Source organism: Mucilaginibacter sp. McL0603 (assembly GCF_049992945.1).
Classification (GTDB): domain Bacteria; phylum Bacteroidota; class Bacteroidia; order Sphingobacteriales; family Sphingobacteriaceae; genus Mucilaginibacter.
Genome location: NZ_CP188251.1, coordinates 968,492 through 980,619 on the forward strand (window position 1 = coordinate 968,492; position 12,128 = coordinate 980,619).

The window sequence follows — 12,128 nt, forward strand, 5'->3', positions numbered from 1 at the left end:
AGATGTGCGGATGTGCAGATGAAAAAAATAAATTATTTGCACATCTGCACATCTGAAATTTGCACATCATTCGCATATCTGAAATTTGCACATCAAAAATATGATCGCTAACACCCCACAAGCGCCCTACTATGCTGTTATCTTCACCTCATTGCGTACCGATGGGGATAATGGCTACGGCTCCATGTCTGTTGAAATGGAAGAGCTGGCCAGGCAGCAACCGGGTTTCCTTGGTATTGAATCCGCAAGGGAAGAGGTTGGCATAACGGTGTCTTATTGGGAATCGTTAGAAGCTATTAAAAACTGGAAAGCAAATGCCCGGCATTTGTTTGCCCAGCAGCAGGGGCGCGAAAAATGGTATGAGCAATATAAGGTCCGGATATGTAAAGTGGAACGCGATTATGGATTTTGAATGCAATTTATACTTGCCGCTTTACGTTTTAAAGAATAATTTAAGTAAAACTCGTAAGAAATTGGTAACTTGTAACGTAAGCAAAAAAACACCCAGTTTTTTGGCTTGCACAATGTACCTGCATAACCTTTTAGTTTTTCGCCCCGTATAACGTTCATATGACTAACACTAACGGTACCGTAAGCATTTTGCTGGTTGATGATGACGAAATAAATAATTTTATTTCCATCAAGTTAATAAAAAAAGCCTTAGTAAATACTGATATTATGGCTTGTCTTCACGGCAAATATGCAATTGATCTTTTGCTGGATATCCAGCGTAACGATCCTTCTAAATTGCCAGATTATATTTTGCTGGATATCAATATGCCTATCATGAATGGCTGGGAATTTTTGGATGAATACAGCCGTCTGAATATAGATCCGTTAGGTAAGTCAAAGGTTTATATCATATCTTCATCAGTATTTAGCAATGATATTAATAAAGCACGTTCGTACCCGGTTGTTAAAGACTTTATTTCGAAACCTTTAAATGTGGAGAAAATAAAAGAGCTTTTTGAGGTTGCCAATCACGTTTGACTATAGCCTGATTTTAAACGGCAAACTCATTTAAATATATAGTCCCCCGATAAACCTTCAGACCTTATCACAATTAAACCGGCGTTATTGTAAAATGATCATCAGTAAAGCCCACCTTGCCAACAGGATTTGATTTGGCATGATAAAATAAGCAAGTATACTTCTCTTCAGCCGCTATTTTCCCATACTCTTCGCGCAACTGCATTGCCTTACGACCATCGTAATCATATTTAGCTATAAATTTTCTTAATAATTGTTCAGGCTCGGGAAGTTCATCGCCACCGAAAAAACATTTATCGCCTTTGTCATCTATCCAAAAAACCTGGTGAAATGGGCAATGGCCGCCTGATAGTTCATACCTTATGCCAGGTTTCAACTCTCCTGAGTTTTCTACAAACTGAATTTCTACTGAATCTTTTAAAGCTTCAAAAATTTCTTTATGATAGGATGATGATCTGCCGGCAATAGCAGTTTCCCATTCGCCTTTTTGTATCACATGCAGGGCATGCGGAAAGCTGGGCCCGAGACGACCGTTTCTTTCTACCACTAAGCCGCCCGAATGATCATAATGCAAATGCGACATTAATACCAGTGTTACTTCCTCCGGATCAAAGCCGGCATTGCGGATATGCTGATGAACGAGCAGTTCATCACGTGTGTCTTTAAAACCCAAACCGCTATCAAACAGGATCAGGTCATCAGTAGTCTTAACCAAAAACGGGTTAACGTGGATAAACAAAGAGCCCGGGCGATCTTTAGCGCTATCGGTTTGAGGATCAAAGGGTATAAACTTTTTAGAGGAATCGACAGAGTAAGACCCTTCGCCTAATGCAAAAATCTCCATAGTGTTTTGATGTGCGGATGTGCAGATTTCAAATGTGCAGATGATTATAGAACACCCGCTTGTACTCAATTAATTAATTTGCACATACGCACATTTGCATATCTGCACATTAAAAATCATCCGCACATTTGTATATCTTTACTGTTTTAAGCGACAAAGATATGAATAAACGATGGGCAGTAAGGGAAAAGCCAGATAATGCGGATGTCAAAAAACTGGCTGATGAACTTACTATCGATACTGTTTTAAGTACTTTGCTTATCCACAGGGGCATAACTAATTATGATGATGCCAAGTATTTTTTCAGGCCTGATCTGAGGCATTTGCATGATCCCTTTCTGATGGCTGATATGGAGAAAGCTATTGAGCGGATTGAAACTGCAATTGCAAAAGAAGAGAAGATTCTTATCTATGGTGATTATGATGTAGATGGCACTACTTCCGTAGCCTTGGTTTACAGCTTTTTTAATAAGCGTTATAAACACCTCGAATATTATATTCCCGATCGTTATCGTGAAGGATATGGTATATCCACAGAAGGTATCGATTATGCGGCGGATAATGGTTTCAGCCTGATAGTAGCGCTTGACTGCGGTATCAAGTCAGTAGATAAAATTGCCTACGCTAATACTAAAGGGATTGATTTTGTGATCTGCGATCACCACCTGCCGGGAAAGGAATTACCTGAAGCCGTTGCGGTGCTTGATCCCAAAAGAAGCGACTGTAGTTATCCTTATAAAGAACTTTCAGGATGCGGGATAGGTTTTAAACTGATACAGGCCTATGCCGAAAAAAATGATATTGATTTTGAAGAAGTAGCCTGCTATCTCGACCTGGTCGCTATCAGCATTGCTTGCGATATTGTGCACATCACCGGCGAGAACCGGGTGCTGGCTCACTTCGGCATACTAAAGCTGAATAGTGATCCATGTATCGGGGTGAAAATATTGATGGAGATCGCCGGGCGGACAAATAGCTATACCATATCGGACGTGGTTTTTACTCTCGGTCCGCGTATTAATGCTGCCGGGCGTATCGATGATGCCAAACATGCTGTGGAATTGCTAATCGCTTGTCATGAAGATGAGGCAAGGGAAAAAGGCATGCTCATCAACGGAAAAAATACGGAACGAAAGGGGCATGATCTTTCCATTACCGACGAAGCTTTAAGCATGATCGCTAATGATGAAATGATGGTTGGCCGTAAATCAACCGTGGTATTTAATGAGAAATGGCATAAGGGGGTGATAGGTATTGTGGCATCGCGCCTTACTGAGAAATATTACCGCCCTACTATTGTCCTCACACGATCCAACGGCCATGTTGCGGGTTCGGCAAGGTCGGTGTTGGGGTATGATCTGTACGAAGCACTGTGCGAATGTAAGGACCTGTTGATCCAGTTTGGCGGCCATAAATATGCGGCGGGGTTAACCATGCATCCCGAGAATGTAGACGCTTTTATAGAGCGATTTGAAGAGGTGGTATGTGCCAGTATCACCGATGAACAATTGATACAGGAAATAACAATAGATGCAGAGTTGGCGTTAAAGCAAATTGAACCTAAATTTTTCAGGATATTAAACCAGTTTGCTCCTTTTGGACCCGAGAATATGTCGCCTGTATTTATCAGTCGTAATGTGTATGTTAGCGGTTATGCTGGTTTAGTGGGCGAGAATCATCTAAAAATGACGGTTATGCAGGATGGTTCACCGGGGTTTGATTGTATCGCCTTTAACCAGGGAATGCATTTGCCCGAAATAAAAGCCGGGAAGCCTTTCGATATTTGTTATCACATCGAAGAAAATATTTGGCGCGATAAGCGTTCTATACAATTGAATATAAAAGGAATACGGTTTGGGAAACTCTAAGCTCTAAATTCTAAACTCTAAATAAATGAGTTAATAGAGTTTGGAATTTAATTCAAGATTAGAATTTAGAGTTTAGTATTTAGAATTTTAATAAAATATGATATTAAGAGCAGACGATCTGGTAAAAAAATATAAGCAACGTGCGGTTGTAAATCATGTTTCATTTAATGTTTCGCAGGGCGAAATTGTGGGGTTATTGGGGCCGAATGGTGCCGGCAAAACCACTTCGTTTTACATGATCGTGGGATTGATAAAGCCTAATGAAGGCAAGATATACCTGGAAGATGAAGATATAACCGGCGATCCAATGTACCGCCGTGCGCAAAAGGGCATAGGTTACCTGGCCCAGGAGGCCTCTGTATTCAGAAAGTTGTCTGTTGAAGATAATATTAAAGCAGTGCTGGAAATGGGCAAAATGAGTAAGGAGCATCAGCATGACAAACTGGAGGAACTGATAGATGAATTTAGCTTGCACAAAGTGCGCAGGAACCGTGGTGATCTGCTTTCAGGGGGCGAACGCAGGCGTACTGAGATTGCGCGCGCATTAGCAGCTGAGCCAAATTTTATATTATTGGATGAACCTTTTGCAGGTGTTGACCCAATTGCGGTGGAAGAGATACAAGCCATGGTAGCCAAACTAAAGCATCGCAATATTGGTATATTAATAACTGATCACAATGTACAGGAAACGCTGTCGATAACAGACAGGGCTTACTTGCTCTTTGAAGGAAAAATATTGGAATCGGGCGTGCCTGAGGTGCTTGCAGAAAATGAAATGGTGCGCAAAGTTTACCTGGGTGCTAATTTTGTGTTGAAAAGAAAGACATTTGTATAAAGGCTTCGCGTCATTAGTCATTTCGTTGCGCTGTCATTAGTCATTGGTCATTTCGCTTTGCTGTCATTAGTCATTAGTGGCTCAATGGGGTAGTAAGAAACCGATGACTAATGACCAATGACCAATGACCACTGACCACTTAACCTGTAACGTGTATGACAATTATTAACTCTGTATTTACATGGTTTATCAAAAAGCGTATCCACCAGATAGAGCTTTTTATGAAATACCCCAACGAAGTGCAGGAGGAGTGGTTTGAGCAATTGGTATCGGGTGCGGAAAACACGGAATGGGGTAGAAAGTATCAATATAAAAGCATAGAAAATCTACAGCAATTTAAGGAAAGGGTTCCTATACAAAATTATGATACCCTGAAGCCTTATATCGAAAGGATGCTGAAGGGGGAGCAAAATGTGCTCTGGCACTCAGAAATAAAGTGGTTCGCCAAATCATCAGGCACCACAAGCGATCGCAGTAAATTTATTCCGGTAAGCGAGGAGTCACTCGAAGAATGTCATTTTAAAGGGGGTAAGGATATGCTCACCCTGTATTTTAATAACCGCCCTAATGCGAGGATATTTACAGGTAAGGCATTAACACTGGGTGGCAGTCACCAGGTGAGCCAATTAAAAGCAGATACTTTTTTTGGCGATCTGTCAGCTGTAATCATGAAGAACCTGCCTATTTGGGCGGAGTTTTACCGGACGCCGCATCTTGATATTGCCTTGCTGGATAATTTCGAAGAGAAGATTGAAAAAATGGCAAATGCCACACGGGATGTAAATGTGACCTGTATCAGTGGTGTGCCAACCTGGAATATTCTTTTATTTAAACGCCTGCTGGAAATTACAGGAAAGAAAAATCTGCTGGAGATATGGCCTAACCTGGAGCTTTATTTCCACGGGGCAGTTAATTTTACCCCTTACCGCGAGCAATTTAAAAAGCTGATCCCTAACCCGGATATGCATTATTTGGAGACTTATAATGCATCCGAAGGATTTTTTGGGATACAAGATTTGGAAGAACACGGCGATATGTTATTGATGCTGGACTACGGTATATTCTATGAGTTTTTACCGCTGGAACATATCCATGATGATAATCCCAAAACCCTTACGCTGGATGAGGTAGAATTGAATAAAAATTATGCGCTTATCATCAGTACCAATGCCGGTCTTTGGCGGTATATGATAGGAGATACTATCCGTTTTACTTCGCTTTCGCCTTATAGGATACAAATTACTGGTCGTACCAAGCATTTTATCAATGCCTTTGGTGAGGAGCTGATCATTGATAATGCTGAGCGTGCTTTGGAAGAGGCTTGTCATCAAACCGGAGCCATTATCAAAGAATATACCGCCGCCCCAATATATTTCAACGGCGATCAGAGCGGTGCACACGAGTGGATCATCGAATTTGAACAACGGCCACCTGAGTTTGAACGTTTTGTAGACCTGCTGGATGAAACCCTGCGCAAGATCAATTCAGACTATGATGCTAAACGGTTTAAAGATATGGCACTACGCCGTCCAATTGTACACCGCGCACCCGAAGGCACTTTCTTTAACTGGATGAAAGAGAAAGGTAAACTGGGCGGACAGCATAAAGTGCCGCGTTTGGCAAATGACAGGGAGTATATTGATTCTATTTTGTTGATGGCGGAGTTGGTGGGATAGGATAAATCCTTAGATGCTGAAGTGAGAACGCTGAGCATAACCCATAAATAATAAAAGCATAACCCTAAATCTGAAAAATGGAGCAGTTTAATTCGTATAAAATATATTTCACCCGAACAAAATTAAGCTATACAGCTATCTTTTTTTCATTGCATATCCTTTATAGAATGTTAGGGTGTTCAATTGTATCTTACCTATGCGGACAAAGTTTAGACTTTTTTGTACCAGTCTTTGTAATTTTAGTTTATTATATTACGTTACTCGTTTCTAAATCGATTATAAAAAAGCTAGGATTTTCTAATCTGGATTATTATTCAGGGGAGGCCGTTTTGTTTGACTTCTTTGCTGAGAATTTATTTTATATAACAACCGCCGTGCTAATTTACATTGAGAGGTGGTACCCTTATTATTGTCTTAGAACTTCGATTATAATTTTGGTCGACCTTGTTTTTGCATTTTTTATATTCAGGAGAGGATTTGTTTCAAGATATGGCTCGACACAGGATAATGACGAGATATTTGTTTACAAACCTATGTGGTTTGTCACAATTGTTGGAGCAGTTATATCTTTCTTTATTATATTCTATATTTTAGAATTTCTATTAATTATGCTTGGTTTGATATCTGGTTAGGGTTGATCCCCCGCTACTGCTTGAACGGGCAAATCCTTCTTACAACTTCTTCTTCATACAAACACTAATTTCTTTCCCAACATATTGCCCGTAGTTCGGTATAATAGAAAATCCGGCTTTTTTATAGAGGGCAATAGATTCGTGTTGTTTGTTGGCAGTTTCCAGTACGGCGTATAAAAAGCCTTTTTCTTTAGCCCATATCTCCAATTCGCTTAATATATTAGAACCGATGCCTTGTCTTCGTTCATCAGGCTTAACAAACATCCTTTTGATCTCGACTGTGGTATCATCATATTTTTTAAAACATCCACAGCCTATCGATAAATCATTAATATAGCCCATCACTACGGTATCTAAATTGCTGATCTGATCATAGGAATCGTAAATTGATTCTTGTCCACCATATCTTTCCCGCAACTCCTGGTTTAATAGCGCAACCAATTGTGGGAAGTCCAGGTCATTACTGTCCGTTCTTTTTATGGTTATGGTTTTGGCCCTGTTCATTATCAAATAGTTAATTTGTCTCAAGTTAATCATCTTACACAGGAACTAAAAATATAGGTGCTGCCTTAGATTCATTAGAAGAATTTACCTATTTCTTCGTTATCACGCTCACTTCGCCGCTTGTTTCCATATAAACTTCATCTGCGTCGTCTAAAGATCCTATATTGGCCTTCATCCGCAGGTCGCCTTTAAGTTCATCTTCGCCAATCAGGCTCTTATTTAGGTTCTCTTTTTCGAGATGGTTATTATGGTATAAACGAATGCTTTTCCCTTCAAGTATGTGCCTGATCGATTGACTGCGGATGTTTAACCATGCCAGGCCCCGATGAAGCAGCACTAATACAAGGCATGAAGCAACAGTTGGTATAAAGTCTGACGCCCCTACAACAGCACGACTTAATACCGCACCTAAAATGAAAACGATAGTATTATCAAAAGCTGTTTTCTTACCAAAAGTGCGCCTGCCGCTTATGCGAAGCATTAGCAATGCAATAAAATAAATGATAATGGCACGGTCGCACATTTGAATGACGGAGAGATCCTTCCCTTCGCCAAATAGCTGGTACAAAAGTTTCATAACCATTAAAACAATTCAACATGAATTAGTTTTGATGTCGGTTAGTCAGTGGTTTAGGTGTAGCGCTACGCTACACCCATAATCTTATAACTCTTTCCGCATACAAATACTGCTCTCCATGCCAGAGTATTGTCCATAGTTAGGGATAATTACATAGCCAATTTTCTGATATAGTGCGATGGCTTCATGCTGTTTGTCCCCGGTTTCGAGTATTGAATAGGAAAATCCGATTTCTTTGGCCCACAGTTCCAGCTCAGTTAAAATAGATGAGGCAATGCCTTGCCCTCGTTCATCAGCTTTAACAAACATTCTTTTGAGCTCGGCAGAGGTATCGTCAATTTGCTTAAAGCATCCACAACCAACAGCACTCTGATCGCGATAAGCGATTACTACTGTATTTATATCAATAATATGATTATAACGGTCGTATTCCGATTGGAGGTCGCCATATTGATTATGCAGTTCCTTGTCAAGTAAGATCGTCAGATTTCGGAAGTCCGGGTTACTGCTGGTAGTTCTTTTTAATGTTATATTATTGGATGACATGGGTTGATCGTTTCAGCCCAAATATAAAGATCGTATTAAATTAAAATTGCAAGGTCACCTGCTTTTGCAACAGAGAATTGTGATGTAAATACGCGCGTAATAAAAGTCTTAATTCGGTTCCAAAAACTTTGAGGTTGAGTGGATTGCTTGAATGAGTTACCGCTATCTCCGGTATCGTTCTGCGGTGTATTTATGTCTTCTGTATCGCCAGTCATAAAGCTTTCCCTGATAACTAAATCGCGGATATCCGGGACACGATTCACGATCTCATCCAATTCGGTCAGTTCCTTAAAAGTAGCTTTTCCGGCTTTTTGCCGTTTGATAAGGGTATAATAACGGTCCTGTGAATAGGTGCGCCGTTCTAATTGTTTGCGATGGTGAGCCATGTTTCTGTATGCTGCTGTAATTGGCACCACAAAGCCAATGCCGATTATGTAAACTATTAATTATCAATTAATTAAATTGTATTTGAACTTGCGACCGCGCAATTTCGATACAACAGGCGTTCGCTTTCGTACAGTATTAACACGAAAAATTAACGTCTGTTGTTACATTATGTAAATTGATTGCGTAAAGAGAATAAAGTAATTAGGTATGAGGGCGTTAATATTAGTTATAGTTGCGACATGTTGCCTGATAGCTTGTAAAAAAAGTGAACCGATATCACCGGGAATTTTTGGTAAATGGGAATTGCGGACTATGGTTGGCGGCATAGCCGGATTTGATTCGACCTACAAAGCGGGCAATGGTACTATTTTGCAATTTAATCATGACAGCACTTATCTGCATTATATCAGGGGAAAGCTAAATAACCAGGGTGTTTTTCATATCAAAACTTATTATCCCCCATCTGGTCCATATGAGGAAATACTGTTTGACAATAATACAAGCGGTGAATTTTTTAAACAGCAGGGAACCCAATTAACCATAGGCCAGGATTTTGCTGATGGGATTACGATGAGCTATGCGAAGATTCAAAATGAATAGGCCTATTTGCAAGCCAAAAATATATTGACAGCCTCAACAGCTTCCTTTACATCGTGTACACGTAAAATATTAGCCCCTTTCATTAGCGCGATGGTGTTTAATGCCGTAGTGGCATTTAATGCATCTTCAGCAGTGCCGCCTGTTATTTTATAGATCATCCGCTTGCGGGATATACCTGCCAGGATAGGTAATTCTAAAATGTTAAAATCCTGTAAGCGGTTCATTAGGCCATAACTCTGGTCGGGCATTTTTGCAAAGCCGAAGCCCGGATCAAGGATCACATCATGTACACCTAATTGTTTTAACTGGTGGTAACGTGATGCAAAATAATCCAGTACTTCTATAAAGATATCATCATATTGGGCCAGCTGGCTCATATTTTTGGGCGTTCCTTTCATGTGCATCAATATGTAAGGAACTTTCAGCTTAGCCACAGTTGCAAACATATCCTCATCCAATTGTCCACCAGAGATATCATTAATAATAAGCGCCCCTGCTTTTACAGCGGCCTCGGCGACTATACTACGGAAGGTATCCACCGAAATAACAGTTTCAGGATGACTAGCGGCAATCAGTTCAATAACAGGCAGCAAGCGGTCCATTTCTTCCTGGGAAGAAATATCTTCGGCACCGGGTCGCGATGAGTAGGCGCCGATATCCAGAAAGTCAGCACCTTCAGCCAGCATTTTGCTTGCTTGCTGTAAAGCATCGTTTAGCAATGGTTTACGGCTGCCGGCATAAAAAGAATCAGGTGTGATATTGATAATGCCCATTACCTTAGGTACACTCAGATCGATCAGTTTACCACCTGCATTTATAGTTTCCTTTTTCCGAAAAAATGTATCTTTAGCCACTGGGTTTTTCGTTGTAATGTTTGAGCGCTGAAAGGTTGTAAAGTTACTTTAACTTTTACAAACTATATCACCTGCTTCGTTTAACAGATCTAAACATTTCAACCTTATAACCTTCCAACTTTACAGCTAAATAAATTGAATACAGCAGCAGAATACGAAGCAGTAATTAAGATATGTAAGGGACTTTTTATGAAAAAGACCCGTGACTATGGCACTGCATGGCGCATATTGCGTATAGAATCCATTACCGACCAGATATTTATTAAGGCACAGCGCATACGCACGCTGGAAGAGAAAAAAATATCAAAAGTTGACGAGGACATTACCAGCGAATACATTGGTATAGTAAACTACTGCCTGATAGCCATGATGCAGTTGGATTGCGGTACTGATACTCCTATAGAGCTTACCGTTGAGCATGTCAGTTCACTTTTTGATGATAAGGCCAATGCTACCAAAGAACTGATGCTTGCTAAAAACCACGATTATGGAGAGGCATGGCGGGATATGCGCATCAGTTCAATTACCGACCTGATATTGATGAAACTGTTACGTGTAAAACAAATAGAAGATAATAAAGGCCAAACGCTGGCATCAGAAGGTGTGGTGGCTAATTACCAGGATATGCTGAACTATGCGGTTTTTGCATTAATAAAATTGGGCGTGAAATGAAGAACATAGTTTGGGTTTGGAGAATACTGGTAGGCTTATTATTTATCTTTTCGGGACTTATTAAGATCAATGACCCTCTTGGGTTTTCTTATAAGCTGGAAGAATATTTCGAAGTATTTCATATCGGATTTTTAAACAGCCTGGCGCTTAGTTTGGCTATTATTTTGTGCTCGCTCGAGATTATACTGGGTTTTGCGCTTTTGATAGGGGTACGTGCAGTATCGGTTGCATGGGGCTTACTGCTTCTGATTATTTTCTTTGCATTTTTAACATTTTATTCGGCTTATTTTAAGGTGGTGCAAACCTGCGGCTGTTTTGGTGATGCTATTCCGCTTACGCCATGGCAGTCGTTTAGTAAGGATTTGGTTTTATTATTGCTGATAATCGTTCTGTTTATCAATCGCAGAACCATCAAACCTCTATTCGGCAAAAGGACTGGAGATAATTTGCTGATCGCTTCGGTGGTGGTTGCTGTGGGGATTGGATTGTATACCTATAATTTTTTACCGGTTATTGATTTTCTGCCTTATAAAGTGGGCGCCAATATCCCGGATGAAATGAAAACCCCGCCTGATGCAAAGCCGGATGAATACCAGATCACTTATCACCTTAAAAACAAAAAAACAGGTGAGGCCAAAGTGATGAACGATAAGGATTACATGAAGAGCAATATCTGGAAAGATGATAACTGGACCATTGTTGGTGCGCCAGAACAGGTATTGGTTAAAAAGGGTTTTACACCGAAAATTATTGATCTGTCCATACAGGATGCACAGGGGAATAGCTATACCAAAGAATTGTTAGCAAGTCCATTCTATAACCTCATTATCGTGGCGTATGATCTTGACCACACAGATGTTGAGGCTATTGGTCGGCTGAACGCCCTTGCCGCAAACCTGGCGCAGAATTTTAATACACGTACGGTTTTGCTAACTTCTAATTCGGCAAAAGATGCGGAGGCTTTCAGTAAAGCCAATCATTTGGTGATGGATATATTTTATGCGGATGGTGTGCCGTTAAAAACAATGGTGAGGGCTAATCCCGGTATTTTTTTGATGAAGAACGGGACCATTATTAATAAGTGGCACTATCATTCCATGCCGAAATATGAAGATCTGGTAAAAGAATATTTTCAGAAGTAAA

At 40.3% G+C, this 12,128-nt stretch carries 14 protein-coding genes; 8 read left to right on the forward strand and 6 right to left on the reverse strand.

Annotated elements, in window-relative coordinates; translation table 11 throughout:
- Window positions 1–100 precede the first annotated feature (100 nt).
- Window positions 101–412, forward strand: a complete 312-nt coding sequence (locus tag ACPPVU_RS04525) for an antibiotic biosynthesis monooxygenase family protein (protein WP_426670508.1) — start codon at window positions 101–103, stop codon at window positions 410–412.
- Window positions 413–570: 158 nt separating this feature from the next.
- On the forward strand, window positions 571–990 hold the full coding sequence (locus ACPPVU_RS04530) for a response regulator (protein WP_426670509.1): 420 nt from the start codon (window positions 571–573) through the stop codon (window positions 988–990).
- A 73-nt stretch (window positions 991–1,063) separates the two neighbouring features.
- Here the strand turns inward: ACPPVU_RS04530 and ACPPVU_RS04535 are convergent, their stop codons facing one another.
- Complete coding sequence (locus ACPPVU_RS04535; protein WP_426670510.1) at window positions 1,064–1,834, reverse strand: MBL fold metallo-hydrolase; 771 nt, start codon at window positions 1,832–1,834, stop codon at window positions 1,064–1,066.
- Window positions 1,835–1,995: 161 nt separating this feature from the next.
- On the opposite strand from ACPPVU_RS04535, the gene recJ reads away from it, so the two are divergent.
- The 3 genes from recJ (at window position 1,996) to ACPPVU_RS04550 (ending at window position 6,213) form a co-directional block, all read left to right on the forward strand.
- Window positions 1,996–3,702 carry a single-stranded-DNA-specific exonuclease RecJ gene (gene recJ, locus ACPPVU_RS04540; RefSeq protein WP_426670511.1) on the forward strand — a complete coding sequence of 569 codons (1,707 nt, stop codon included), beginning with the start codon at window positions 1,996–1,998 and terminating at the stop codon, window positions 3,700–3,702.
- Window positions 3,703–3,799: 97 nt separating this feature from the next.
- Window positions 3,800–4,537, forward strand: a complete 738-nt coding sequence (lptB, locus tag ACPPVU_RS04545; RefSeq protein WP_426670512.1) for an LPS export ABC transporter ATP-binding protein — start codon at window positions 3,800–3,802, stop codon at window positions 4,535–4,537.
- Between the two features lie 155 nt (window positions 4,538–4,692).
- Window positions 4,693–6,213: a GH3 auxin-responsive promoter family protein gene (locus ACPPVU_RS04550; protein WP_426670513.1), complete on the forward strand. Its 1,521-nt coding sequence runs from the start codon at window positions 4,693–4,695 to the stop codon at window positions 6,211–6,213.
- A gap of 671 nt (window positions 6,214–6,884) precedes the next feature.
- On the opposite strand, the gene ACPPVU_RS04555 is transcribed toward ACPPVU_RS04550, so the two are convergent.
- The 4 genes from ACPPVU_RS04555 to ACPPVU_RS04570 all read right to left on the reverse strand — a co-directional run bounded on the left by ACPPVU_RS04555 (window position 6,885) and on the right by ACPPVU_RS04570 (window position 8,858).
- Window positions 6,885–7,349, reverse strand: a complete 465-nt coding sequence (locus tag ACPPVU_RS04555; protein ID WP_426670514.1) for a GNAT family N-acetyltransferase — start codon at window positions 7,347–7,349, stop codon at window positions 6,885–6,887.
- Window positions 7,350–7,437: 88 nt separating this feature from the next.
- Window positions 7,438–7,926 carry a DUF421 domain-containing protein gene (locus ACPPVU_RS04560; protein WP_426670515.1) on the reverse strand — a complete coding sequence of 163 codons (489 nt, stop codon included), beginning with the start codon at window positions 7,924–7,926 and terminating at the stop codon, window positions 7,438–7,440.
- Between the two features lie 84 nt (window positions 7,927–8,010).
- Window positions 8,011–8,472, reverse strand: coding sequence for a GNAT family N-acetyltransferase (locus ACPPVU_RS04565; RefSeq protein ID WP_426670516.1), 462 nt, complete (start codon window positions 8,470–8,472; stop codon window positions 8,011–8,013).
- 35 nt (window positions 8,473–8,507) lie between these two features.
- Window positions 8,508–8,858, reverse strand: a complete 351-nt coding sequence (locus ACPPVU_RS04570; protein ID WP_426670517.1) for a hypothetical protein — start codon at window positions 8,856–8,858, stop codon at window positions 8,508–8,510.
- A 208-nt stretch (window positions 8,859–9,066) separates the two neighbouring features.
- Here ACPPVU_RS04570 and ACPPVU_RS04575 point away from each other — a divergent pair, with 208 nt between their 5' ends.
- A complete protein-coding gene (locus tag ACPPVU_RS04575; RefSeq protein WP_426670518.1) occupies window positions 9,067–9,459 on the forward strand; it encodes a hypothetical protein in 393 nt (130 codons plus the stop codon).
- A 2-nt stretch (window positions 9,460–9,461) separates the two neighbouring features.
- On the opposite strand, the gene folP is transcribed toward ACPPVU_RS04575, so the two are convergent.
- A complete protein-coding gene (gene folP / locus ACPPVU_RS04580; protein WP_426670519.1) occupies window positions 9,462–10,313 on the reverse strand; it encodes a dihydropteroate synthase in 852 nt (283 codons plus the stop codon).
- Window positions 10,314–10,448: 135 nt separating this feature from the next.
- Here folP and ACPPVU_RS04585 point away from each other — a divergent pair, with 135 nt between their 5' ends.
- Window positions 10,449–10,985, forward strand: coding sequence for a DUF1599 domain-containing protein (locus ACPPVU_RS04585; protein ID WP_426670520.1), 537 nt, complete (start codon window positions 10,449–10,451; stop codon window positions 10,983–10,985).
- Window positions 10,982–12,127: a BT_3928 family protein gene (locus tag ACPPVU_RS04590; RefSeq protein WP_426670521.1), complete on the forward strand. Its 1,146-nt coding sequence runs from the start codon at window positions 10,982–10,984 to the stop codon at window positions 12,125–12,127. The genes ACPPVU_RS04585 and ACPPVU_RS04590 overlap by 4 nt, the downstream gene beginning before the upstream one ends.
- Window position 12,128: the final 1 nt, after the last annotated feature.